General features: G+C 64.9%; 23 protein-coding genes. 8 read left to right on the top strand and 15 right to left on the bottom strand.

Annotated elements, in window-relative coordinates:
• Position 1: 1 nt before the first annotated feature.
• From ACIBI6_RS25805 to ACIBI6_RS25770, 8 genes are all read right to left on the bottom strand, one after another.
• Entirely contained in the window at positions 2 to 958 is a 957-nt protein-coding gene (locus tag ACIBI6_RS25805) for an enoyl-CoA hydratase/isomerase family protein (protein ID WP_396958152.1), read from the bottom strand.
• On the bottom strand, positions 951 to 2,105 hold the full coding sequence (locus ACIBI6_RS25800; RefSeq protein WP_396958151.1) for a M24 family metallopeptidase: 1,155 nt from the start codon (positions 2,103 to 2,105) through the stop codon (positions 951 to 953). Before ACIBI6_RS25800 ends, ACIBI6_RS25805 begins: the two co-directional genes overlap by 8 nt.
• Positions 2,095 to 3,330: a M24 family metallopeptidase gene (locus tag ACIBI6_RS25795; protein ID WP_396958150.1), complete on the bottom strand. Its 1,236-nt coding sequence runs from the start codon at positions 3,328 to 3,330 to the stop codon at positions 2,095 to 2,097. Before ACIBI6_RS25795 ends, ACIBI6_RS25800 begins: the two co-directional genes overlap by 11 nt.
• Positions 3,327 to 4,499, bottom strand: coding sequence for an amidohydrolase family protein (locus ACIBI6_RS25790; RefSeq protein ID WP_327100537.1), 1,173 nt, complete (start codon positions 4,497 to 4,499; stop codon positions 3,327 to 3,329). The genes ACIBI6_RS25795 and ACIBI6_RS25790 overlap by 4 nt, the downstream gene beginning before the upstream one ends.
• Positions 4,500 to 4,533: 34 nt before the next feature.
• Complete coding sequence (locus ACIBI6_RS25785) at positions 4,534 to 5,772, bottom strand: cytochrome P450 (protein ID WP_364342616.1); 1,239 nt, start codon at positions 5,770 to 5,772, stop codon at positions 4,534 to 4,536.
• Positions 5,773 to 5,781: 9 nt separating this feature from the next.
• On the bottom strand, positions 5,782 to 5,976 hold the full coding sequence (locus ACIBI6_RS25780) for a ferredoxin (protein ID WP_364342619.1): 195 nt from the start codon (positions 5,974 to 5,976) through the stop codon (positions 5,782 to 5,784).
• Entirely contained in the window at positions 5,973 to 6,782 is an 810-nt protein-coding gene (locus ACIBI6_RS25775; RefSeq protein ID WP_364342622.1) for an SDR family oxidoreductase, read from the bottom strand. Before ACIBI6_RS25775 ends, ACIBI6_RS25780 begins: the two co-directional genes overlap by 4 nt.
• 222 nt (positions 6,783 to 7,004) lie before the next feature.
• On the bottom strand, positions 7,005 to 7,517 hold the full coding sequence (locus tag ACIBI6_RS25770) for a hypothetical protein (protein ID WP_364342625.1): 513 nt from the start codon (positions 7,515 to 7,517) through the stop codon (positions 7,005 to 7,007).
• Between the two features lie 307 nt (positions 7,518 to 7,824).
• Between ACIBI6_RS25770 and ACIBI6_RS25765 the strand changes: the two genes are divergently transcribed.
• The gene (locus ACIBI6_RS25765; protein WP_364342628.1) at positions 7,825 to 9,444 is read left to right on the top strand and encodes an MFS transporter; all 1,620 of its coding nucleotides are present in this window, start codon (positions 7,825 to 7,827) and stop codon (positions 9,442 to 9,444) included.
• Positions 9,445 to 9,755: 311 nt separating this feature from the next.
• Here ACIBI6_RS25765 and ACIBI6_RS25760 read toward each other — a convergent pair whose 3' ends face one another.
• Complete coding sequence (locus ACIBI6_RS25760; RefSeq protein WP_396958149.1) at positions 9,756 to 10,361, bottom strand: TetR family transcriptional regulator; 606 nt, start codon at positions 10,359 to 10,361, stop codon at positions 9,756 to 9,758.
• A 135-nt stretch (positions 10,362 to 10,496) separates the two neighbouring features.
• Here ACIBI6_RS25760 and ACIBI6_RS25755 point away from each other — a divergent pair, with 135 nt between their 5' ends.
• The gene (locus tag ACIBI6_RS25755) at positions 10,497 to 11,768 is read left to right on the top strand and encodes an amidohydrolase family protein (RefSeq protein ID WP_364342637.1); all 1,272 of its coding nucleotides are present in this window, start codon (positions 10,497 to 10,499) and stop codon (positions 11,766 to 11,768) included.
• A gap of 232 nt (positions 11,769 to 12,000) precedes the next feature.
• Here ACIBI6_RS25755 and ACIBI6_RS25750 read toward each other — a convergent pair whose 3' ends face one another.
• The 3 genes from ACIBI6_RS25750 to ACIBI6_RS25740 all read right to left on the bottom strand — a co-directional run bounded on the left by ACIBI6_RS25750 (position 12,001) and on the right by ACIBI6_RS25740 (position 15,633).
• Positions 12,001 to 12,723, bottom strand: a complete 723-nt coding sequence (locus tag ACIBI6_RS25750) for an ABC transporter ATP-binding protein (protein WP_364342640.1) — start codon at positions 12,721 to 12,723, stop codon at positions 12,001 to 12,003.
• The gene (locus tag ACIBI6_RS25745) at positions 12,720 to 13,532 is read right to left on the bottom strand and encodes an ABC transporter ATP-binding protein (RefSeq protein ID WP_364342643.1); all 813 of its coding nucleotides are present in this window, start codon (positions 13,530 to 13,532) and stop codon (positions 12,720 to 12,722) included. The genes ACIBI6_RS25750 and ACIBI6_RS25745 overlap by 4 nt, the downstream gene beginning before the upstream one ends.
• A gap of 76 nt (positions 13,533 to 13,608) precedes the next feature.
• The gene (locus ACIBI6_RS25740) at positions 13,609 to 15,633 is read right to left on the bottom strand and encodes an ABC transporter permease (protein ID WP_364342646.1); all 2,025 of its coding nucleotides are present in this window, start codon (positions 15,631 to 15,633) and stop codon (positions 13,609 to 13,611) included.
• A gap of 231 nt (positions 15,634 to 15,864) precedes the next feature.
• Here ACIBI6_RS25740 and ACIBI6_RS25735 point away from each other — a divergent pair, with 231 nt between their 5' ends.
• Both ACIBI6_RS25735 and ACIBI6_RS25730 read left to right on the top strand, forming a co-directional pair.
• Positions 15,865 to 17,076 carry an ABC transporter substrate-binding protein gene (locus tag ACIBI6_RS25735; protein WP_364342649.1) on the top strand — a complete coding sequence of 404 codons (1,212 nt, stop codon included), beginning with the start codon at positions 15,865 to 15,867 and terminating at the stop codon, positions 17,074 to 17,076.
• Between the two features lie 52 nt (positions 17,077 to 17,128).
• Complete coding sequence (locus ACIBI6_RS25730; protein WP_364342652.1) at positions 17,129 to 17,830, top strand: hypothetical protein; 702 nt, start codon at positions 17,129 to 17,131, stop codon at positions 17,828 to 17,830.
• Positions 17,831 to 17,983: 153 nt separating this feature from the next.
• Here the strand turns inward: ACIBI6_RS25730 and ACIBI6_RS25725 are convergent, their stop codons facing one another.
• Complete coding sequence (locus tag ACIBI6_RS25725; protein ID WP_364342658.1) at positions 17,984 to 19,156, bottom strand: thiolase family protein; 1,173 nt, start codon at positions 19,154 to 19,156, stop codon at positions 17,984 to 17,986.
• A 131-nt stretch (positions 19,157 to 19,287) separates the two neighbouring features.
• Here ACIBI6_RS25725 and ACIBI6_RS25720 point away from each other — a divergent pair, with 131 nt between their 5' ends.
• From ACIBI6_RS25720 to ACIBI6_RS25710, 3 genes are all read left to right on the top strand, one after another.
• Entirely contained in the window at positions 19,288 to 20,406 is a 1,119-nt protein-coding gene (locus tag ACIBI6_RS25720; RefSeq protein WP_364342661.1) for an acyl-CoA dehydrogenase family protein, read from the top strand.
• A gap of 15 nt (positions 20,407 to 20,421) precedes the next feature.
• Positions 20,422 to 21,192 carry an SDR family NAD(P)-dependent oxidoreductase gene (locus tag ACIBI6_RS25715; RefSeq protein ID WP_357466099.1) on the top strand — a complete coding sequence of 257 codons (771 nt, stop codon included), beginning with the start codon at positions 20,422 to 20,424 and terminating at the stop codon, positions 21,190 to 21,192.
• 69 nt (positions 21,193 to 21,261) lie between these two features.
• Positions 21,262 to 22,011, top strand: a complete 750-nt coding sequence (locus tag ACIBI6_RS25710) for an SDR family NAD(P)-dependent oxidoreductase (RefSeq protein WP_396958148.1) — start codon at positions 21,262 to 21,264, stop codon at positions 22,009 to 22,011.
• Between the two features lie 234 nt (positions 22,012 to 22,245).
• On the opposite strand, the gene ACIBI6_RS25705 is transcribed toward ACIBI6_RS25710, so the two are convergent.
• Complete coding sequence (locus tag ACIBI6_RS25705) at positions 22,246 to 22,989, bottom strand: hypothetical protein (RefSeq protein ID WP_364342670.1); 744 nt, start codon at positions 22,987 to 22,989, stop codon at positions 22,246 to 22,248.
• 229 nt (positions 22,990 to 23,218) lie between these two features.
• Here ACIBI6_RS25705 and hsaA point away from each other — a divergent pair, with 229 nt between their 5' ends.
• A complete protein-coding gene (gene hsaA / locus ACIBI6_RS25700) occupies positions 23,219 to 24,385 on the top strand; it encodes a 3-hydroxy-9,10-secoandrosta-1,3,5(10)-triene-9,17-dione monooxygenase oxygenase subunit (protein ID WP_364343087.1) in 1,167 nt (388 codons plus the stop codon).
• Positions 24,386 to 24,460: 75 nt separating this feature from the next.
• Here the strand turns inward: hsaA and ACIBI6_RS25695 are convergent, their stop codons facing one another.
• Positions 24,461 to 25,009, bottom strand: a complete 549-nt coding sequence (locus ACIBI6_RS25695) for a flavin reductase family protein (protein WP_364342673.1) — start codon at positions 25,007 to 25,009, stop codon at positions 24,461 to 24,463.
• Between the last annotated feature and the right edge of the window lie 22 nt (positions 25,010 to 25,031).

Genomic DNA, 25,031 nt, shown 5'->3' with positions numbered 1-25,031 from the left:
GCTAGTCCTTCCGCTCCCGAGCGCGCTTGCTCAGCCGCCATTCCGGCGGGAACTTGCTGTCGTTGTCCTTGACCGCGTTATTGATTCCGCGATTCATGGCCTGGTCGAACATCATGTCGTCGGTATCGGGCGCCGCGAAGCCGCCGACCGTCTCGAAGAGTCCGCTGATCATGCTGCCCAGATATTCGCCCTGGTACTGCTTCATGAACTCGAAGAAGGACTTCTGCATGAACACGGTGTCCGTGGGCCGGTTGCTGGCACAGGCCTGTGCGTACTTGTCCACTTCCGCTTCCAGCTGGTCCCTCGGGACAACACTGTTGAGGAAGTTGCACTGGTACATTTCCGCGGCGGTGAACGCCCGCCCGGTGAACACCATCTCCTGGAATTTACGCAGACCCATGGTCTGCGCCCACCACCACATGCGCGGCGCCCACCCGACGTATCGGAAGGCCGGATGGCCGAACAGCGCGTCGTCGGAGGAGATCACCAGATCGGCGTCGGCGGCCTGGTAGAAGTGCCACCCGTAGCAGTAGCCCTTCACCTCCAGGATGCTGATCTTCTTGAAATCCTGGAGACTGCGAATTCCGGAGTGGGAGTTGGCATACCACGAGCTGAGCGTGGCGCCGTGCCGGAACGAATTCTGCGGCGGATAGGTGACTTCGTCTGCGCCGATACGGAATTCGGCGAGCTTGGGCCCCTGATCGGGGTTGGTGTGCGCCGCCATGAACTCCGGCAAATCGGCACCGGTGCCAAGATCATCGCCCTCGCCGCGGATTACGAGTACCTTCACGTCGTCGTCGACACTGGCGCGGTGCAACAGATCGGCATAGCGCACCCGAGCGGCGATGGTCGGCGCATTGAGGTGGTCGGGCCGATTGAACGTGATCGTCGCGATCTTGGTCTTGGGATCCTTCTCGTAGAGGATGATTTCCTCCGCGGAAGGCGCGGGCTCACTCATTCGCCGCTCCGATCGCGATGCCCGCGTTGCTGTTCCACGACGGACCGGAGGTCAGCACCTCGGGGCCATCGGCGGTGATCAGCACCATCTCCCGCCCGAAGACCGCACCGATACCCTGCTCCCAGACATAACCGGTTACGGCGAGCACCATCCCGGGTTCCAGATACTCCGCGGCAGCGGTTGCCGGAAGTTGCGGCGATACCACGGGTGCGTCGAACCCCAGCCCCAGCGCATGTGCCACCGGCAGCGGCGGCAGCGGTTCGCCCGCGGCTTCGTAAGCACTGAGGAATTCGCTGGCGAGTCGACCCGGCCGACAAGCACCGAGCAGGCGCGACCAGAGCTGATCCCACCGCTCGTAGAGCGCGGTTGTGCCGTCTTTCGGCGCCCACGTCGGCCAGGTCCGGCCGATCTGGGCGATGTAACCATTTCCGATGACTCCCGCGGAGAACGCAACCAGGTCACCGGCCTGCGCACGCCGATCACCCGGCGCACACCGCCACGGGTGATCCGCTGCGGTCACCCATGCGGCGTCCTGAGTGGCCGGGGTACTCATGCCCCCGGCCGCCATAGCCTGCAGCATGACTCCGGTCAGGGTCTTCTCGGTGACCCCGGGCCGCAGTTCGGCGACCGCCGCCGCCAGGCCCGCTTCCGCGATGCGGATCGAATCCCGAAGCACCACAATTTCTTCGGGAGTCTTGATCCGCCGGGCGGCCCGCATAGCCTGTTCGCCGTCTACCAGCTCCGCCTGTGGGAATGCCATCGGCAGGAACTGGGAGAACAGCGGGGACAGGGCATCGGTGCCCACCCGCCTGGCGGTGGCGGCACCGCCGATCTGGCGCAGCACCCCCACGAGGTTGAGCGGATTCCACATGATTCCGTACAGGTTCTCGTGCGGAATGTCCTCGGGAACGCCTTCGTCCCAAGTGCTCAACAGATGAATGTCGCCGGTTTCGCGGACGAGGACGCATCCGGGACCGAACGGCCTGGTCCCCGCGGTCCACAGCTGCGGTGTACCGGTGACATAGCGAATATTGGCCTGCCTGCCCAGTACGAGCAGGTCGAGGTCGTGGGCTTCCATCTGGGCCAGCACGCGCGCCCGTCGCCCGAGACGGAGTGCGCGTTCGTCGGCCAGGATTTCAGTTGCCATAGGGGGCGTAGGTGTAGTCGGTCAACGGAATGAAGCCTTCCTCGGTGATCACGATGATCTCCTCGCTGCGATAGCCCCCGGTGCCGTCCTCCCACACCACCGGTTCCAGCACCACCACCGTGCCCGGTGCGAGGACGAAGTTCTTGTCGAAGTCTTCGCCCAGGTCAGTGCCGATCATGGGCATCTCGGCGGGGCCGACGCCGATGCCGTGCCCCAGATAGAAGTGGGGCAGCCAGGGCTTTTCGCCGCCGTTGGCGTCGATGGCCGCCCTGGCCAGGTCATTCAGCGAGGCTCCTGCGCGAGTCACCGCGAGCACCGCGTCCAAGATCGCCCGCCATCTGGTGAATTGCGCCTGCTGCCGCGGGGTGGGGTCCTGGCCAACGACCCAGGTTCGGCCGAAGTCGGAGCAGTAGCCGCCGTAGCTGATGCTCACGTCGGTCCACAGCACATCGCCGCGTGCCAGCTCCCGTTCGGTTGTCAGCAAGGGCAGCGCGAGATCGTCGTGGACGGTCCAGACGCCTGCTTGCTTGCTTTCCGGCATGACCTGCCAGATGGGGTCGAGGATATTGGCGGTGGCGCCGAGCTCGAACGCCCGCCGCACGAATGCCGCCGAGAGGTCGATCTGGCGGATTCCGGGTGCCAGCGCCGCCTGGACATCGACCATCGCGGTGTCGGTAATCCGGCAGGCAGTGCGAATACAGGCCAGCTCGTCCTGGGTCTTGACCAATTTGGCCGCGCTGAGCACCAGGGCCGCGTCGGTGGGCGGACCGGACCGGAACAATCTCTGCTCCGCGCGCCGCATCGCTCCGGTGGATTGGTCCACGGCCATCCGTGCCCCGCTGGGGACGAGCTCGGCCAGGATCCGCGCGAAATCGGTTACGCCTTCATCGAATTCGAGATAGACCGGGCCGTGAACATAATCCGCGGGCAGCTCGGTTTCGGTGGCCGCGCCCTCACGGAAGGGCAGGAACAGGTGCGGCCACTCGTCATCGACCAGAACCACCGCGACCGGGCACTCGATATGCGACAAACCGGCGTCGCCGAGCGGCCAGCTCGCTCCGGTCGCGTACATGACGGATTGATCTTCGAGCAGAACCAGCGCATCCACGCCCTGCTCCGCCATCGCCGCCCGCAACCGAGCTCCGGTTTCGCGCCGCATGCGGGCGCGATCCGGTTCGTCCGGAATCCGGACCGACGTCCCTACCGCTGTCGGAGAATTAGTCATTCGATACCCAGGAACTTCTTGATATTGCCGCTGACGATTTGTGCTGCCTTTTCCGGGCCGACCGCGTCGATTACCAGCTGCAGCGACTTCTCCGAATAGCCGAAAGTGCTTTCGTTGTGCGGATAGTCCGTGGACCACATCACGTTGTCCACGCCGATCTGGTCGATCAACTGCAAGCCGAGCGGATCCACCATGAACGCTGCGCTCATGTGCTTGTTCCAGTAGTAGCGGACGTCGTGCTTCAGTTTCGGCTCGCACATATGCAGGTAGGACGCGTACAGATGTTCGCCGTCCTGCAGTGCCGAGGGAACCCAGGAAATCCCGCCCTCGAACCAGCCGATCCGAAGTTTCGGATGCCGGTCCAGAATGCCGGAGAAGATGTACCTGGAAAACATCTCCCGGAAGGAGTCGACATTGACCATCATCCCGACCACGAGGGTATTGAACTCGCAAGGAGCCTTGAGCCCGGTCTCCCCGATGTGATGGGAAATGGGCACGCCCGACGCTTCGATCTCGTCCCACACCGGGTCCATCGCCGTACTGGCGTAGTCGATCTGGTTGCCGTCGGCGTCCGTACCCGGGTTGAGCGGCAGCAGGAAAGTCTTGAGCCCCAACGACTTCAGCTCTTCCAGGGTCCGGCGCGTACCGGCCGGATCCCACCAGTTGATCAGCCCCGCGGCATAGAACCGCCCCTTGGAGCGCTCCTGCAGGCCCGCCATGTACTGGTTGTAGATCCGGAACAAGCGCTCGCGCATTTCCTTGTCGGAATGGAAGAACAGCGCCAAGACGGCGTTCGGAAACGCCAGTTCCTTGTAAACGCCGTCTTCGGCAAGCTGCTGAATACGGGCCTCGAGGTTGCCGCTGGCCGCGCCGACGAGGTCGTCGTACTGCATCAGGACGGCACTGAATTCGGGCGGCAAGAACGAATGTCCAGCCGCGCCGACCTGATAGGCACCTTCCTCATACCAGATCCGCGGCGCCTGAGCCTTCAGCTCCTCGGGAAGGTACTGGAAGAAAATATCGTCCGAGAGGGAGATGTGATTATCCGCCGACCACACCTCCGTCCCCGGGGGAAGACCCACGTCGCCCGTGGCGTTACCTTGCCTGTCCTTCGGCGCGCCGTAGCCCTCGGGTGGATACAGCGAGACGTTCTTCGTCGGGCTTGACATCACTTGCCTCCCATGCATTTCTTATCGGAATTGGTCACCATTCGACCGGCAATTCGTAGACCCCATAGGCCAGCCGGTCGTGCTTGAAATCGACCCGGTCGATCGTCGTCGCCAGGCGCAGCGTCGGAATTCGGCGGAACAACGTCTGGAAGACGATCTGCAATTCCGCACGGGCGAGTTGCTGGCCGACGCACTGATGCCGCCCGTGCCCGAATGCCATGTGCTGGTTCGCATTCGCGCGGTCGAAATCCAGCCGGCCCGGCTCCTGGAAGGTGTTGGGGTCCCAGTTCGCCGGGGCGAGGTCGATGATGATGCCCTCGTCGGCGCGGATCACCTCGCCACCGATCTCGATGTCCTCCATGGCGACCCGCCGCTGCCCGGTGTGGATGATGCTGAGGTAACGCAGCAATTCCTCGATGGCATTGGCGAGCACCTTCGGATCGTCGGTGTCACGAACAACCGCCAGCTGTTCGGGATGCTCCAGCAAGGCGAGGGTGCCGAGACCGATCATGTTGCCGGTGGTCTCGTGACCCGCGAAGAGCAGGCCGACGCCCTGCATGGCGGCTTCCCATCGATCGATCTCACCGGCCTTGACCCGTTCCGCCAGATCGGAAATCGCGTCCTCGGCGGGATTCTCGGCCTTGGCATCCACCAGATCGGCCAGGTAATTGATCATCTCGACGACGTTGGCCTGTGTCTCCTCGGCCGTGTTGTTTCGACCGAGTCCGACGTTGCTGCGGTCCTGGAAGAATTCGTGATCCTCGTAGGGCACGCCGAGCAGTTCACTGATGACCAGAGAAGGCACGGGCAATGCCAGCGCCGCCACAAGGTCGGCCGGACGCGGTCCGGCGAGCATGGCATCGATATGCTCGTCGGTGATCTTCTGAATCGCCGACCGCAGTGCCTCGACGCGCTTGAGGGCGAAGGGCTTGGTCAGCATTCTGCGATGTCGGGCATGTTCGTCGAGATCCCGATTGAATACCGATCCCGGACGCACGGTCGACATGGCCCGCATACCTTCGTTCCAGTGCGGAAATCCGGGGCGACGGTCGTCGACGCTGACTCGCGGATCGTAGAACAGGGCTTTCGCTTCGGCGTATCCGGTGATCAACCACGGCGTGCTGCCATCCCAGATCCGCACTCGGCTGAGCGGATTCGCCGCGGCGAGTTCGAGCTCCAGGGGCGGCGGCGCGAAGGGGCAGCGCATCGAGCGCTCCATCGGATACTGGGGCACGGCGGCGTCGGTCGCGGTTCCGCTCGGTGTATCGGACATGGGTCTCCGTCATTCCTCGATATTGATGGCGCGCGCGGGGCAGGCCGCAGCTGCCTGATGGACGTCGTCGGCCCGGTCCGGCGCCGGATGTTCGTTCAGCAATACGACGACGCCGTCCTCGTCGCGTTGGTCGAATACGTCGCCCGCGTACAGCGCGCACTGACCGTTCGCGAGGCATTTGTCTTGGTCGACAATCACTTTCATCGAACGCCCTTGACCTGGCTTTTCATGCCCGCGACGGTGCCACCGTCGACCGGCAGGAGCGTGCCCGTCACATACGCCGACCGGTCGCTGCCGAAATACAGTGCGGCCTCGGCGACATCGCGGGCTTCGCCGTCTCGCCGCAGCGGTTTGGTATTTCGCATGATCTCGCGGGCGGCGCCGACAAATCTTTCGGCTTCCTCCGCACTCATGTTCGCGACGGCCGAGGCGAGCAGGGATGTCGGAATGTTTCCGGGTGCGATGCAATTGATTCGGATATCGGCGGCGGCGAATTCCATCGCGGCCGATTTGGTGAAATGTATTACCGCCGCTTTGGATGCGCGATAAGACATCACGCTGGCGCCCGCCTGAATACCGCCGATCGAAGAGACATTGATGATCGAGCCGCCCCCGTTGGCAACCATATGGCGTGCCGCTTCCCGCGTTCCCGCCATCACACCGAGCAGGTTGACACCGAGGACCTGATGGAAATCGGCGAGATCGTCGTCGAGGAATCCGGCATGCATCGCACCGGAAATGCCCGCGTTGTTGACCATGATGTCGAGACCGCCGAATCGCTCGACGGCGGTGGCGACCAGCTGGGCGACCTGCTCGGGATCCGCGACATCGGTCTTGGTGAAGATGACGTCCGCGCCGAGGCGTTCGGCCAGTTGTTCACCGCCATCCGAATCCCGGTCGGCGATGACGACCCGGGCGCCTTCGGCCGCGAACAGCTCGACAACGGCCGCGCCGATTCCAGCCGCGCCGCCGGTAACGATGGCGACTTTGCCAGCTAATTCATTCACCACAGCGTGTATGCCTTTCATCGACGGCCGAATGAGCATCGGCGAGCTGCTGCCGCCCGATACTCGGCGTGTGATACGAAAAATCTTGGACAACAACGGATCCCATGCAGACTGGTCGAGTTTCACCAGGCGCTGCGCTCATGGCCGATGCTATTGACCGCACGAATTTCGCGGGTCGCCGTCTCACTCAGTAGAAAACCGAGTTACCGACCCGTATCGCGGCGATCAACAGCTGGCCGGAGCGCCGCCCTGCAACTTCAGCAGACCGCAGAAGGTCGCCGCGGCGACCTTCCACTTCCCGTCGACGCTGATGGCCTTGCCCGCCTGATTCGGCAGGGCCGGGTTGCCGTTGATCAGGACGGTGTAGGTGACCGAGGCATGCGTGCTGTCGTCGAGTTTCACATTGGACACCGTTGCCGTGGAACCGGCGGCCATCGGACTGCTCGCCTGCGCCGCGAGCGTCGGGGCGAAGGTCGAACCATTCTCCACGAGACCGGCTTTCGTGTCGGCGGGGGTCTTCCCGTCGAAGAATGCGACGAAGACGTCGGTGATTTCCTTGACCGCCGGGTCGTTCGAATCGGCCTGCGCGGACGTGGCCTGCGCCGCCGCGGCGCTCGTCGCCGTCGTGGTGGTGCTGGCGGAGTCGTCATTCGAGCTGGAACAACCGATGACAGTCGCCGAAACCACTGCCATGGCCCCGGCGGTGGCCAGTACACGGCGAACGAACAGATGGGTCATAGTGCGTCCTTGTGAAGGGGGTGTGTTGGGAGACACATGAAAGCCCTCGATGACGCATCGCATATCCGTTGTTCCGCTCAGCGGGCAAAGCGCGCTCGTAGCTCATCGGCGCGACACCGCTGAGGGCGACAACCACTACCGCCGCGCCCCGGTCTCTACCGCATCACCAAAGGTCGCGGCACGGATATGCACGAATTTCCGGTGAGTAGGACGAATGCGCGGACGACGGATGCGAGCTCATATCGTCCGCCGCCAAGAGCCGCCTCATGTGACTCCCATCTCATCGTTTCTCCCCCTGGAGCGTTCTATGTCCGCTACCACCACTCCTCCACCGGATGAAGTCGACGTCGCCGTCGACACCGGTCGGCTCGAGAACGCCTCGCGACTTCGCATCTACGCGGTGCTCGCGCTCATCGTGCTGATGACCGAGGTCGTCCCCGTTCAGTACACGATGATCACCCCGGCACTGCACGATATGAGCGCCACCTTCCCCGACGTCGGGGCCAACATCAACTGGGTGGTCATCTTGATCGGCCTGGTCGGCGCCTCCGCGACACCGCTGCTGGGCAAGATGAGCGACATCTGGGGCAAGAAGCGGCTGTTCGTGGCGTGCGGCGTGCTGTTCGTCGTCGGCTCGTTGATCGATGCGGTCACCGACAACTGGACGCTGTTCCTGATCGGACGTGGTCTGCAGGCGTTCGCCGTCGCCAGCCAGTTCATTGCCTTCGGCCTGATCCGGGATCTGATGCCGCGGCGGTTCGTGGCGACCGCGCTCGGCTTCGTCGGCGCCGGGATCGGTATTGCCGCTGCGATAGCGCCGGTGATCGGCGGTGTGATGCTCGACCACTTCTCCTGGCGGTCGCTGTTCTGGGGTCTGGGCGGTTTCACCGCCGTGATGACGCTGCTCGTCATGCTCGTAGTCCCGGAATCGAAGCTGCGGGTACGCGATCGGATCGATCCCTTCGGCGCGGTGCTGCTGTCCGCCGGTACGCTGCTGGTTCTGCTCTACCTGGACAACGGCCAAAGCTGGGGTTGGGGCCGCGCAACCAGCATCGCCTGGCTGGTTGGCGGACTGCTGCTGCTGGCACTTTTCTTCGTGGTGGAAACCCGGGTGAGCCGCCCGATGGTCGACCTGCGGCTGTTGTTGAACCCCAAGGTCAGCATGGTGCTGCTGATGTCCTTCTTCGGTGTCGGCATCATCGCGATACAGCCGCTGACGCTGGCGTACATGACCCAGACCCCGAATGCCGACGGGCTGCGCGACCAGGTCGCACAGGGTGTCGTGGCCAAAGCCCATGAGATGACCGGAGCCACGCTCCCGGTCGACATGGTGAAGGTGGTCCTCGATCCCAGCTACAGCTACGGCAACGGCTTCACCATGTTGCAGTACGCGCTGCACGTCGGACTCTGGGCCGGGCTCGTCGCCGTCATCGCCGGCCCACTCGGCGGCTGGCTGGCGCACCGATACGGCGCCCGCATTCCGGCGATCTTGGGCTTCGCCGTCAACGTGGTCGCGGGGGTTGGCTACCTCCTGGTCGACTACAGCTGGGCCACCTATTCGGTGTTCTACGCGCTGTCCGGGATCGGGTTCGGCTTCTTCTACGCCGCCGTGGCCAATCTCGTCGTCGACGCGGTACCGCAGGAACAGCAAGGCATCAGTACCGGCATGCTCGGTGTCACCATCAACCTCGGCACGTCGGTCTCCCTCGCGGTTGTCACTGCCTTGCTCAACAACAATCCGATCAAGGCGAGCATCGACGTCATGGGCAACCACGTCGTCCAGCCGATACCGCAGGTGTTCGGCGACAGCGGCTACACCCAGACTTTCTGGCTAGCACTGGGCACCGCTGTGATCGCACTGGTCCTGGCGGTGATGCTGCGGCATGGCCGGGCAGCGGCGCGTGGCGGCGCCGACCACGCCGAATAACCCACTCCCGCAACACCCGATCCCCCGCCGACGGCCGTCACCCATCGAGCCCACGTCCGGTCGGCGGGCCAGACCTCCCGCGGATGTCGTCAACTCCCTGCACTCACCGACATCCGCGGGAGGTCCTTCGAACCCCCTGCGCGCGAAATCCACTGCCGCGGGCCCCAAAAGACGGGGGCGCGGTGATCCAGAACGGCGCCATCGCTCCGCTGGTGCAGAAGATCGCCTGTCCCGCAAGCGTTCTCGGCGATACTAACCTGGCTGCCCCTTCCCTTCGGCGGGTCGTCTCGCATCGGGCGACCCCCGACCCGTCAGAGCACGCGCCCGTTGCGTACCGACGAGAGCGCGTCGAATGCTTCATCGAGCAACTGCGCCAGATCGAGTTCGCCATCGGACGCCGACCAGCGCTCGACAGCGATATTCAGGCAACTCGTCGCAGCGGCGACCTTGATCTCCACCGCGATGGGGACGGGTCCCGACACGCCCGCCCGCTCGGCCAGCGCAGCGGTGAGGGCGGGTCGCCAACTGTGCTGTTTTTCCAACTGCCGCCCGGACAACTCCGGGGTATCGAAGATGAGTCGCGTCATGGCGAGCGCGGCAACCGGGTCCTCCAGATAGAACTCGGTGACCCCGGCCAATGCCCGGCGCAGCGCCGTCCAGTCGTCCTCTTCGGCGGGCCGGGCACGTAGCGCGTCCGCGAACCGGTCGGCGTGTGCGTCGAAGGCGCTCAGCACCGCTTCCTCCTTGCTGCCGAAATATCGCAGGAGAGTGCTGCGGGATACCCCGGCAGCTGCGGCCATGTCATCCACGGTGACGTTGTGGAACCCCCGCTCACGGGTCAGTTCATAGGCGACCTGTGCGAGGTCGGCTCGCACTGCGGCGCGGGCGATCAGTCTCGTGCGCTTGGTTCCGCTCATGGGCATGACGCTACCCTTTGCAATTTCGTGACATAACTGAATCTTTCGCGCTAGTCTGACACTCAGTCTCACTAATGAGGCAAAGTTCCTAATCGCGCCCGGTGCGCGGAACTGTCAAGAAAGCAAGGTGTCAACGTGTCGGATTTCTTCGTCGTATCGGGCGATACGCACATCATCGAGCCGGTCGACCTGTTCAAAACCCGGCTGCCCAAACATCTTCGGGACCGCGCCCTCTGGGAGGAGGAGTTCACCCTCGACGAACCGATCGTGGCGGGCGGGCACACCGAGTTCAAGAAACTGCACACCGTCGGGTTCGACGGCTGGACCATCTCCAAGTACCGCCAGCTCGGCGGGCGAACACCGGACGGCGAGCCGGAGAACATCATCCGGGATATGGATCTCGATGGCGTCGACGCCTCGGTGATGTTCCCAAACCTGTCGCTGTTCGTCCTGTTCACCGATGACCACGAGTTGTCGATGGCGCACGCGCGGGCGTGGAACGACTATCTCGTCGAACGGTATCTCCCGTACAAGGACCGGATGCGCCCGACGGCGGCGATCCCGCTCACCAACGTTCCAGATGCGGTTGCCGAGATCGAGCGATGTGCGCGCATGGGGTTGGGCGCCCTGCTACTGCCGGAGATCCCGCCGCTGCCCTACTGGTCACGGGAGTACGACCCGGTGTGGGCGGCCGCGCAGGCGCACGGCTTGCCGGTGTTCTTCCACGTCGCCACCGGCGGGGTGATGGTCAAGGAGTCGGTGTCGGAAACGGCGACCACCGTCAAGGGCCTGATGACGGCCATGAATATGGGCAAGGGACAGCTCACCGACGATATGGTCGCGGGCCGGACCATGGGCGGTGGTAATACCGCATCGGCCAGCCCGCAGGCCATCATCGCATCCCTCATCGGTGGCGGTGTCTGTGAACGATTCCCGAACCTGCACTTCAACCTGACCGAGTTCGGGGCCGGTTGGCTGGTCTCGTTCATGGGCATGATGGACAAGTCCTGGCGGACCGGCATCGGCCAGGACGCCGACTGGTGGCTCGGGTTCTGGGACGACACCCGTCCGCCGAACGACCAGCCGACCATGGGACGACTGTTCGCCATCAACGGGAAATGGCCCTACCCGCTCGCGCCCAGCGAATACCTCCAACGTCAGATCCATGTGCAGTTCGCCGACGACCCGGTGGCCGTCAAGGCCCGCCACATCACCGGAATGTCGACCGTCATCTGGGGCAACGACTATCCACACGCGGAAGGCACCTTCCGCAGTAGCAAGGAATGCATCGACTTCAACTTCGACGGGGTCCCCGACGACGAGCGGGCGATCATCCTCGGCGGCACTCTGGCCGATGTCGTGGGCTTCGACAAGAGCGTGAAGAAGGCCCCGGTCGACGTCGCCTGACTGGTCAGCGCCCCCGCCACTGCGGTGGGCGCTTTTCCAGGAATGCGGCAACACCTTCTTTCAAGTCTTCGCTGCGCATTACCCGCGCTACGGCTTCGGCGGCATCATCGTCACCTGGAACGGGCCGGCCATCTCCCTGGGCATCGAATTCCTGTGCTATGAGGCGGTTTCCGTCATCGAAGCGGCGTGATCCGACGGAGGCCAAGGCAACTGGGTCCCTTTTTCGAATACCTCAGGCCGCGGTGGCGTCACCGAGATAGCCGCGCAGCAGTTCGTCACCGGCTTCGTCGGCGGCACCCGACCAGGCGATCCGGCCGCGCTGCAGGATGATGCAGTGGTCGGCGAAAGCCAGTGCGCGACTGGCGAACTGCTCGATCATGATCACCGCGACACCGGCTGCCCTGGCCCGCTGCAGGCTCTCGAAGACCACATCGACCATCTTCGGCGCCAGACCGAGCGACATCTCGTCGGCGATCACCAACCGCGGTTCGACCATCAGCGCCCTGGCCAGCGACAGCATCTGCTGTTCGCCGCCGGACAGGGTCCCCGCGGCCTGACGCTGCCGTTGCCGCAGCACGGGAAAGATCTCGAAGGCATGATCGATGGCCACGGCCCTGCGCCGCCGGTCGGCCGCGGTGGCCATGCGCAGATTCTCCAGCACGGTCAGGGTCGGGAATACGCCGCGCCCTTCGGGCAGATGCACGAGGCCCGCGCGCCGGATCCGGTCCGGTGTCGCACCGGTGATATCGCGGCCGTCTAGCTCGACGGTTCCGCCCGCCGGTGCAACGAGCCCGGAAAGAGCCCTGGCCAGGGTGCTTTTTCCGGAACCGTTGGGACCGAGCACGGCGAGGGCGCTGTTCGGGTGCACGTCCAAGGTCACGCCCTGCAGTGCGCGCGCGGCGCCGTAGCGAACACTCAGATCGCGGACGGCGAGCAGGGAAGACGTTGTGGTCATGCCGAGGTCCTTTCCTCGTCGGGGCCCTCGCCCAGATATGCGGCGCGCACGGCCGGATCCGCGCGGACCTCGGCTGGGGTGCCTTCGCTGATCTTGACGCCGAAATCGAGCACATGGACGACATCGCTGAGCCCGAGCACCAGATCGACATCGTGCTCGACCAGCAGCAGCGATACACCGTGATCGGCGACAACACGAGTGAATGTGCCTGCGAGCTCATCGGTTTCGCGGGCGTCGAGCCCGGACGACGGCTCGTCGAGCAGTAGCACATACGGATCTACGGCCAGCGCCCTGGCGATCTCGACGAGCCGACTGGTGCCCAGCGGCAGTCCGGCCACCGGCAGATCGGCGTGCCCGGTCAGCTGCAGTGCGGCGAGGATCTCGCCGACCCGCCGGTCCTCGTCGGCGGGGGCTCGGCGGAAACCGCCCGCCGTCACGAGGTCGGTCCACATCCGGCTGCGGGCGTGCCGGAGCCGGTAGCCGAGCACCACGTGTTCGCGGACGGTCAGTCCGGGAAACAGTTCCGGATGCTGGAAGGTGCGGGCGAGGCCGCGTCGGGCGCGCGACTGCGCACTCGCCTTGGTGACATCGTGACCGCCCATCAGGACCGAACCGGAGCTCGGTTTCAACAGTCCGGACAGCACCGCGAACAAGGTGCTCTTACCCGCGCCGTTGGGGCCGACGAGACCGACGATGGAGGCAGGTGGGACCCGCAGGTCGACCTCATCGAGGGCGACGAGTCCGCCGAAGCGGACGGTCACGCCCTTGGCCTCGATTCGCGCTGGGGTGCTATCGGTGGTCGCGGTCATGCCCGCACCTCGCTGACGCTCGGTTCCGGCATGACCGCGTTGGCGGCTGTGTTGAATGATCGCTCGCTTCGCTCGCTCATGCCAGCTCTCCCGGGGTCAGTTGTGGTTCCTCGACACGCACGTTCGCAGCCGCTGTCGTGTCGGAATCTGTTGTTGCCTTTCCCATCTCAGAACTCGTGACAGGCCGTCGGTGCTGCCACCACCGGATGACATCGTCGAGCTGGCGCGCGTGCATGGCGACGATCCCGTCCGGATTGCGGGCGAGCATGATCGCACCGAAACCGAACATAATGACCGGAATCTCGGCCCAGCTCGTCGGCAGGTAGGTCTGGAATACGCTGGGCAGCACGGCGAAAGCCACTCCCGCGACCAGTGCGCCCACGATCGACCGCGAGCCCAGGGTGACCAGGACGGCCAGCCACACCAGGCCGGTGAACGCATTGAACGAATCGGGCAGTGCCGACTGGTAATTCAGCGCGAGGAAGCCGCCACCGATCGCGGCGACGAAGGTGGCCAGCGCCGATACCAGCACCTTGACCGGAAGAATGCTCAAGCCCAGTGTGCGCGAACCGGGCTCGCTCCACCGGACCGCGGTCACCGCGAGTCCCGCGGTCGAACGCCGCAGATTGACCACGAGCAGACCCAGCCCGACGAACACCACCAGCGCGAGCAGCGCGAATGTCGCGTTGTCCGTGGCCCATTCGGGACGCGGCATATAGATGCCCTGGCCGGAGTTGTAGAACCGATCCCGCATGAAGATCAGGTTCTGGGCGAGCAGGCCGAAGGTCAGCGTGACCAGGGCGACGTAAAGGTTGCCCAAACGGATCGTGAGCAATCCGAGGATCACACCGATCGGCACGATGCACAGCGCGCTGACCAGAACCGCCACCAGCGGCGACCATCCGGAGTTCGTGGTCAGATCGGCGGCGAAGATCGCGCCCAGTCCGGCGAAGGTGATCTGACACAGCCAGATCATGCCGCCCTCACCGGTGACCAGCGTGAAGGACAGCAGCGCGATCGCGAGCGCGATACCCGCACCGACCAGACCGGCCCAGAAGTCCTCGAGTACCAGGGGCAGTACCGCAACGATGATCAACGTGATCACGGCTGCGACCAGTGCGGCTGTCGGTCGGGTCCGCCCGGTGCGTGATCCGACCGAGGCGCTGGGTGCTCCGGCATTCGCCGTGCGGATCGCGCGATCGAGCGCGCCGCCCGCCGTGGTATCGCCCGCCTGTCCACGCACCGCGTAGTACAGCAGGAAGACCAGCATGAACATGAACGGGATGCTGGGCACGATCTGCGCCGAGAACGGACTCTGCGGGTCGAGGTAGCGCTGGATGACATTGGTGACCACACCCATGGCGAGCGCGACCGAGACCGCCATGGGCAGACTGCGCAGCCGCGCCGCGACCACCGCCGCGAAGGCGGCCGACATCAGGGAGGTCATGCCCTCGACCGTCAGTCCCGAGGTCGGGGCGATCAGCACACCCGCAAGTCCGGCCAACAGTGCACTGAATGCCCACACGCCGAGCGACACCCGCGTCGGGCTGACACCGGACATAGCGGTCAGTGCCTCGGAGTCGACCAAGGCCCGAACACGTAGGCCGATATCGGTATACCGCAGCAGCCCCGTGCCGACGAGTAGCACCACCGCCAGCCCGGTATAGGTGATCACCTGGTTCATATCGACGACCGCACCGAACACGTGGAATATCCGCAGCGGCTGGGGCGCCAGACCCGGTGCCGTGGTGTTCACCAGATGCCCCAATACGAGGTTGACCAGCGGCGGCAAAGCGACGGATAGGCCGATCGTCGCGACGATCTTGACCAGTGGCGAACGCAGTCGCAGATAGCGAAACAGCAACGCGTAGAGCGCGATACCGAGACCCGGGCCGAACAGCCCGATCGCGACCACGGCCGCGATCGGCATCGACCACCCGTGCTCGACGTGCAGGAAGAAGTAGAAGCGGGCGACGGCGAAGGCCATGGCGCCGAAGGCGAAGTTGAAAACGCCCGAGGAAACGTAGGTGACGACCAGCGATGCCGCGGCGATTGCGTAAATCGCTCCGAGGGCTAGGCCGGCGAGAACGTAGGAGAGCAACGGTGGGGCCCCTAAAAGTTCGACGCTCTGGAGGTACGGGTAAGAGTGCGCTAATAGGGGGGCACCGTCAAGTATTTTGTCCGGATTCTCGCCGAAAATCGGATACAGAGGGTACTGAATATGCTCCACTGTAGCCCTCACAGCCGTCCGGCACCCGTAGCTGGACCGGCGATAGCTAGAGGAGTGCAGATGCGCAGAGTCGGTGCGATCGCAGCGTGGTTATGCGCCGCAATGTTTGTTGTTCCCGCGTGCGGCAGCGGCGGCTCCGGTGGAGCGGGCAATACGAGCGGGCCGGTCAAGGTGGGGGTGCTGACCTCGCTCAGCGGTGCCGCGACCGCCAACTACGCAGGTACCGAACCCGGGGTGAAAGCCCGCTTCGCCGCCTACCAGGCCGCGAACGGAAAGTGCGCCGCGCGTGGCTTCGACGTCGTTGTGGGTGATGACCAGTCCACACCGCAGGGCGCGTTGACCGCGGCACAGAAGTTGGTGCAACAGGATCACGTCTACGCGGTGCTGCCGGTGAGCACGTACTTCTACGGCGCGGGGCAGTACGCGGGCACCCAGGCGAGCAAGACGCCGTTCCTCGGCGCCGGGTTCGACGGCGGTGACCAGTGGTTCAACCCGAAGTACGACAACCTCTTCGCCGCGACGGCGGGTACCGACTACAACAAGACCGCGACGACCCTCGGTGACTACTGGAAGAAGATCGGCGGCACCAAGGTCGCCGTGCTCTCCTACAACACCCCCAGTGCCACGAAGTCGGCGGAAGGCGCGGCGCTGTCGGCCGAGCACGCCGGGCTCGCCCGCGGTTATGTCAACATCCGCATTCCGTTCGGTACCACCGATGTCGGCCCCTATGTCCTCGGCATCAAGGAATCCGGTGCCGATGTGCTGTACGCACCGGTCATTCCGGATACCGGATTCGCGCTCATGACCGGTCTGCGACAAGCCGGGGTCGAGATGAAGTCCGTGCTGCTGGCCACCGGCTACGGGGCCGATCTGCTGAAGTCGCCGCCAGCGATCGCGGCGGGCCAGGGCGTCGGTTTCATGACCTCCTTCGCACCGACGGAGATGAATACCGAAGCGACTCGGGCATTTTCGGCGGCACTGAAGCAATACGCGGGCTCGGAGACCGGTATCCCGTCCTTCTCGATGGCGGTCGGCTGGGTCAGCGCGGACCTGCTGATCGAGGGGCTCGAGAAGGCTGGATGCAATGCCAGCCAGGAGCAGTTGATGTCCGCGCTGCGCACCGATAAGACCTGGACCGCCGGTGGATTGTTCCCGAAGCCTGCCGATTTCGAGAACCGGGGTTCCTACTCGGTCGGCTCCCCGGGCAACTGCACCTTCGTCTCGATCCTGCGCGGCGACAAGTTCGTCCCGGACACCAATGGCGCTCCGGCCTGCGGCGAGCAGATTCCGGACCTGAAGGTCGTGCCGAAGTAGACGTCCCTCCACATCGAAGTCCGAGGGATCCGAAAGAAAAGAGAAACAGAGGATGAGGAAGATCGCAGCAGCCGGTGTGTTACTGGCATCCGCGCTCGCCGTTACCGCACCCCCCGGGGCCGCCACACCACAGGCCGACGACCGTGGTGTGAACTACACGGCGAATGCCACCGAAAGATCGACGATCATCACGACCGATGCCGGTTCGATGGCTGTGGAAGACGGGGTATTCAAGATCGAAGCAGCCGATGGGACCACCCTCGCCGGTGCCGAATTGGCTTTCCGGGTAGACGATTTCGTCTTTCCCATCGCTGCGGAGATCACGGATCGTACCGCGACGTTGACACCGCAGTTCGACCGGGAACACGCGGTGTACAAACCGGTCGCGCTGCCCTTCGAGGACCAAGCCCCCTGGAAGACTCAGTACGACCGGGAACAGGCCGCATTCGGCCGAATGATGGGCACCATCACGATGGGAGCGACAATCGGCAGCACGGTCGGCGGCATCGCCGGCGGGGCCATCGGCTGTGTGCTCGGCGGCATCGCCGGTGCCACTGTCGCCTCGGCGACGATCGTCGGATTGTTCGGTGCGTTCATTCCTGCCGCGGCCATCGGCTGTGTCGGCGGGATCTTGGCCATCGGTGCGCTGGGCACCCTGGCCGGGCAAATCCTGGTGACCGCCCCGATCGCGATCATGGCGGCCATGCAGTACTTCACCACGATCAACTCGCCGATGCCCGCACCGGCGAAGTGACCGAAATGGAAAGACCTGTCAACAAATAGACAGGAACCCCCGCATCCCGACAGCGAGCACTCTGGCCGCCACAACCAGAGTGCTCGCTCGATCGATCGGAAACCGACGTGCACACCTTCGTATGTGAACCGGCAACGCCCGAGAAGGGCGATGTCAGACCGTCAGTACCAGTGCCGAACCCATGCCGCCGCCCGCGCACATGGCCGCGACCGCCGTGCCGCCGCCGCGGCGGCGCAACTCGTGGGCCAGGGTCACCACCATTCGGGTGCCGGTGGTCGCGATGGGGTGACCGAGGCTGCAACCACTGCCGAACGGGTTGACCCGCTCGGGATCCAGGCCCAACTCGCGTACGGCGGCCACCGTCACCGACGCGAAGGCCTCGTTGATCTCGAACAGATCGACATCGCCGATGCCGATTCCGGCCCGGTCCAATGCCTTTCGGATCGCATCGATCGGCGCGAGGCCGGTGCGTACCGGATCGACGCCGATGCTGGCCCACGACCGCACCGTGGCCAGCGGTGCGAGCCCGTGTTCGGCGGCCAGTTCGGAACTGGCGACGACCACCGCGGCCGCGCCGTCGTTCAATCCGCTGGAGTTACCGGCGGTGATGGAGAAACCCTCGATCTCCGGATGCAGCGGCTTCAGCGCCGCGAGTTTCGCCATGCTGGAACCGCGGCGCGGATGTTCATCGACGTCGAAGACCGACACCCCGCCGTCCCGATCGGTGACCTTGACCGGGACGATCTCGTCGAGAAACCGGCCTGCATCGATCGCCGCGACGGCCCGCTCGTGCGACCCGAGAGCCCAGGCGTCCATCTCCTCCCGGGACACTCCGGCCAGCCGCGCCGTATTCCAACCGACGAGCATCGCCATATCGTTGCTCGGCGCCTCGGGCGTCGACACGTGCGACGGCGAGCTCCACGGGTCCTGCCAGTCGTCGGTACCGGGAATCCGCCGCCGCGAAACGGGAGCGGTCGAGAACGACTGGGTCCCACCGGCGATCACCGCACGATCCATCCCGGCCAGCACGCTCCCGGCGCCGGTCGCGATACTGGCCAATCCGGAAGCGCAATGCCGGTTGTGCGCCAAGCCGGGAACGTGCGTGAGCCCGGCCTCGATCGCGGCATACCTGGCGATATCGCCGCCACCGGCCACGGATTCGCCGAGCACGACGTCATCGATCAGCTCCGGCGGCAGGCCGCTGCGTTGCGCCGCCTCCCGGACGACAACGGTGGCGAGATCGAAGGCGCTGGTATCGCGCAGGGTGCCCTTGCGGGCGGTGCCGATGGCGGTACGGCAGGCGGAGAGCAAAACGGCGTCAGTCATATAATTCGTTGTACTCTATTACTGCGCCGCCTGAAAGATCCGAGGCGAAAAGCGTGGTGAATCTCGACTCGAGATGTAAAAAAGGATACCTTCGCAATGACGTTTATGTCTTCGGCATCGGGTGGTGACTGATGAACTTCGAGCTCAGCGACGAGCAGACGATGTTGTGCGCTGCCTCGCGCGACCTACTGTCGGACCGGGCGCCGATCGAGACGTTACGGAACTGGATGGAACGCGACGAAGACGTCGACCCGCAGCTGTGGCGGCTCACCGCCGAGCTCGGTTGGCCCGGCCTGGCTCTACCCGAGGAGTACGGCGGTGCTGGCCAGGGCCTGGTCGAGCTGACACTCGTCGCCGAGGAGATCGGGCGCGGGCTCGGGCGCGGCCCGTTCATATCGACCGCCGTCGTCGGTGCCGCGATCGCCGCCGCGGGTTCACCCGCATTGCGAGCCGAGGCGCTGCCCGCACTTGCCGAGGGATCCGGTTGGGCCACTTGGGCTTTCGCGGAACCTCGGGCACCGTGGACTCTGGACGGGGTACACGCCGAAGCCCGGGGCGACGGGGATGGGTTCATTCTCGACGGAGTCAAGACCGCGGTGCAGGATGCGGGCGGCGCCCGCTGGCTGCTGGTCACCGCGCGGCACGAGGGCCTCCCGACATCATTCCTCGTCGACCGGGACAGTCCCGGGGTCACCCTGCGGCGCCAGCAGGTGCTGGATCTGACGCGCGCGTTCTACGAAGTCCGGCTCGAGCAGGTGCGCGTTCCGGCCGAGCGTCGCCTCGAGGTCGGGCCCACCGAGGTGCAATGGCTGCTCGACTACGCCTCGGTACTGCGATGCGCCGATGCCCTCGGGGCGATGGCGCGCATGCTGGAACTCACCGTCGAATATACCGAGGCCCGCGTGCAATTCGGGCGTCCGATCGGCACCTTCCAGGCCGTCAAGCACGCGTGCGCCGATATGGCGATGTTCGTGCACGGCGCTCGCGCGGCCACCTACTACGCGGCGATGGCCGCCGAAGCCGATGACGCCGTGCGCGCGGCATGTGTAGCCGCCTCCTATACCTCCTCCGCTGCCGGGGAGGTCACGGCCCGCGCCCTGCAATTACACGGTGGCATCGGGTTCACCTGGGAGCACGACCTGCATCTCTACCTGCGTCGAGCCGAGACCGACGCCGTCCTCTACGGCGGCGTCACCGTCCATCGGGACCGGCTGTGCACTCTGCTGCAAGAGTCGCCCGCATCCGTCTGAGCGAGAAGGAATTCCATGGAAATCAAGGGCAAGAAGGTCGTCGTATTCGGCGGCGCCTCCGGCATGGGCCGGGCCAGTGCCGAACTGCTTGCGGCGCGCGGCGCCGATGTCGCGGTGCTCGACCGTCCCGGTACGGCGGGCGCCGAGGTCGCCGCCGCACTCGGCGCCAGCTTCCACCCCGTCGACATCACCGACTTCGCAGCGACCGAGCAGGCACTCGCCGATGCGGTGGATTCCCTTGGCGGACTGCATGTCTCGATCACCACGGCGGGCGGCGGCAAGGCCAAGCGCACGCTCGGCAAGGAAGGTCCGCACGACCTCGAGACCTTCCGTCAGGTGCTCGACCTCAACGCCGTCGCGACCTTCAACATCAGCAGGCTCGCCGCAGCGCATATGAGCCGCAACGAACCGGAGGATCCCGAGGAGACCGGCGAACGCGGCGTCATCATCAATACTTCGTCGATCGCGGCCTTCGAAGGCCAGATCGGTCAGGTCGCCTATGGCGCCGCCAAGGCCGCCATCGCGGGTATGTGTCTCACCATGGCCCGTGATCTCGGCTCCCTCGGCATTCGGGTACTCGCCATCGCGCCCAGCCTGTTCGACACCGGTATAACCGTCAAAATCCCGGACGAGATGCGGGCGCAATTGGTCAAGGACGCCGCCTTCCCCAAACGGCTCGGCCGTCCGGAGGAGTACGCCAAACTCGCCCTCGCCATCATCGACAACCCCATGCTCAACGGCCAGTGCCTGCGCTTGGACGCGGGCCAGCGCTTCGCCCCGAAGTGATCGCGGTTCCGAACGCGAAAGTTCAAGTCGGGCATCGCATTACGGTGCCCTGGTCGAAGGAGGGACGCGATGTCCGAACATGAGGGCAAGATCGCGGTCATCACCGGAGGTGGCCGCGGCTTCGGTAAGGCATTCGGCACCGCATTGTCGGAACTGGGCGCGCACGTCGTGCTCGCCGATATCGACGGCGAGGTCGCCGGATCCGCAGCCGCGGAACTGATCGCGCAGGGCCGCAATGCGACCGGCGTGGCCTGCGATGTCGCCGACGAGGACGGCGTCGCGGCGATGATCGATGCCGTCACCGAACGCCACGGCGGTATCGACATCCTGGTTAACAATGCGGGCCTGCACGCCGCCTACAACCGGCCGTTCACCGAACTGGGCCTGGCGAAGGTCCGGCGGGTATTCGATGTCAATGTCATGGGCGTGGTCAACTGCACGCTGGCGGCGCACAAGGCGATGACCGGGCGCGAGGGGGCATCGATCGTCAATATCTCGTCGTCGGCGGCCTACGCCAACCGAACCGTCTACGGCGTCTCCAAACTCGCCGTGCGCGGCCTGACCATGTCCTTCGCCCGCGAATTCGCCCCCGACGGCATTCGCGTCAACGCGATCGCACCTGGTTTGATCTTCACCGAGACCATTCGCGCCGAACTCGCTCGCGACGAGGCCGAGCGCGTCATGGGCCAGCAGATTCTGCAGCGCGAGGGCGAGGAGCGCGACATCGTCGAGGCACTGCTCTATCTGGTCTCGTCGAAGGCGTCCTTCGTCACGGGCGAAACGCTCCGCGTAACAGGCGGTTTCGCACTCTCCGTCTAGCCGAATTACGCTGCGCAGCAACGACTGTGGCCGGGTCTCGCAATGAGAATTGCGAGACCCGGCGCAGTTTCGGGTCAGCGCCCCGCCCAACGCTCGTCGACGAATCGGCGGATTTCCCCGGCCCTCTCCCGGTCCTCCGGTGCTGTCCCGAGGAACATGCCGTGCCCCGCGGCTTCGAAGACGTGCCCTGCCGGTTTCGTGCCACCCGCACGAAACCGGCAGCCTGCACCAGAGTTATGCGGTCGCAGGCTCCGCCTCGACGGTGTCCTTTTCGGCGAGTTCGGCTTCCTCGCCCTTGATCGCCTTCAGCAGTACCAGCGGCGTGGCGACCTTCCACACGAGGTAGGCGAGCGCCGGAATACCCTGGGCCAGAATGCCATTCCACGCGAACGGGCCGGTCTTGTTGAGGAATACGAAGGCGCCCGAGATGAGCAGTACACCCAGGAGCATGCTCAGGTGCGCGTACCAGCGCGGGAAAATCGGCTTGGCGCGCTGGTCGAAGTAGGAAGCGAATCCGATCGACCAGACCTGCAGGACGAAGATACAGGCATTGCCCACATACATCAGCCAGAAAATGTCGGTCATCGCGGACAGCACATCGGGGGAATGGCTTTCGGGCCGGTATGCGGCCGCGGCCAGAATCGCCAAGGGGTAGAAGAAACCGGTCGGCGCGACCACACCGGTGGTCAGCTGGACCATCGATAGCCAGCCCCAGCCGCCTTCGACCCGCTTCATCTGCATGCTGGTCACGACCACGTACGGATATTCGAATGGCACCGTCAGCACCATGATGGCCACACACAGCAGAATTCCGTGCTGGTTTTCCACGAGGAAGTCGACGATCTCGCCCTGGCTCATCGTCGGACTCATGGGTGATAGCAAATGGCCGACCCCGTAGGCGGTCAGCATGAGTACGAGAACCAGGAATCCGCTCCACGCCGACCAGCGTTGCAATCTGAAATAGACCGACTTTTTCATCTACGGATCTCCTTCGATCTGTTCACTCGTCGCGAGCAATTCCGTCCAGAGGACGAAAGCTCCACCAGTGTGATGACCCGCACATTCGACTGGCGGCGAACTTCCGCAGAGCGGGACGGCCGAACCGCCGCCGCGGCGGCCACGGCGGGTAATCCCGTTGAGCGGCAGCCGCGTGCGAATCCGAGGTGTGCGGCTGGAGTACGCGGTGCTCGAGGCGCAGGATTACCGCATGGACAACGATGTAGCCGAGGCGGTACACGGGCTGCTGCCGGAACTGGCCGAACGCGCGGCCCAGGTCGACGTGACCGGCGAAATTCCGGAACAGACGATGAGGGACCTGATCGCCACCGGGGTCTTTCGGCTGCTGCAACCGAAATGGACCGGCGGCCTGGAGGCCGATCCGAATCAGTTCTACGACGTGGTCCGAATGATCGCGGGCACCTGCGGCTCCACCGGGTGGGTGACCTCGGTACTCGGAGTCGTTCCGTGGCATATGGCGCTTTTCGACGAACGCGCACAACGCGAGGTGTGGTCCGATAACCCGAATGCGCTGATCTGTCCGTCCTATGCGCCGGTCGGCCGGTTGACGCCGGTCGAAGGTGGCTATGAACTCAGTGGACATTGGCGCTTCGCATCCGGCAGCGCGCATGCGTCATGGGCAGTACTCGGCGGCACTGTTTACGCGGACAACGGTGATCCGGTGGATATCGTGTCCGCGCTGGTACCGCGCGCGGACTACCGCATCGATAGGGTGTGGGACGCCGTCGGCCTGCGCGGCACGGGCAGCCATGATCTGCACATCGATCGTATTTTCGTCCCGGAATATCGAACGACGCGCAATTACGACGTCACCCATCGTCGTGGTCCCGGCCAGAAACTGAATACCGGCCCGCTGTATCGCATGCCGTTCGGCACGATGTACAGCTATTCGGTCACCGCGCCGATGATCGGCTTGGCCGAAGGCTGTCTGGAGAAATTCCTCACGCGCATGCGCAATCTCAACCGACCGAGTTTCGGCGGCGGCGGTCTCAGCACGGACCGGTCCGTGCAGATCGCCGTCGCACGTGCCGAATCCGATGTCGACGCCGCCGTCCTGCAGCTGCACCGGAACCTGCACGATCTGTACGAGCGGGCGCGCCGCCGCGAGGACATTTCGATGGAGCTACGACTGCGCGGCCGCCGGGATCAGGTATGCGGCACCGAGCGTGCGATCACCGCGATCGATCTGGTTTTCCAGGCCGCGGGCGGTATGTCACGACGTCGCGGCAATCCGATCGAAAGAGCCTGGCGGGACGCGCATACGGGCAGCATCCACGCCGGTAACGACGTCGAATCGTCACTGGCGCTGTGCGGCCGCGGCGCGTTCGGGTTGTACGTCGACGAAATGCTGGTCTGAACAGACGGCGACCCCGATGGCCTGCCCTGCCATCGGGGTCGCCGAATTGCGCACTGCCACACCGGGTTCAGGTGATTACCACCCGACGAGCCGCTCCAATACCAGCGGCGCGCTCGCGAGATAGTCGCCGTACCCGCCGCGGAAGAACAGCAGCGGAGTACGCACCGACTCCACCCGTAGTTCGTGCACCTGCCCGACGACCAGGACGTGATCACCGATCTCGACGATCTGGGCAACGGTGCAGTCCACCCACGCGACAACGCCATCCAATACCGGATTGCCCAATGCGGACGACTGCCACGGCACGCCCTCGAACCGGTCGCCGCTCCTGGACGCCATTCGCCGCGACACGTGTTCCTGGTTGCCCGCCAACGCATTTGCGCAGAACCGCCCGGTCTCGCGGATGCGTCGCAGGGTGGTGGAAGATGTGTCCACCAGGAACGACACCAGGGGCGGGTCGAGCGAGACGGAGGTGAACGTCCCGACGATGAACCCGTGCGGGCGCCGATCGTCGTCGAGTGTGGTGATCGCGACCACGCTCGTGGGGAAATGGCCGAGCACATCCCGGAAGTGGCGCGCGTTGATCGCCACGACCGTCTCCTGCATCGATCGGATCTCGTTCATGATCGGTCCTCCCTACCGCGCT

Origin of the sequence: Nocardia sp. NPDC050412 (assembly GCF_044458825.1) — a bacterium.
Lineage (GTDB): Bacteria > Actinomycetota > Actinomycetes > Mycobacteriales > Mycobacteriaceae > Nocardia.
Note: the sequence above shows the minus strand (reverse complement) of the source record. Positions and strands in the feature narration are given on the sequence as shown.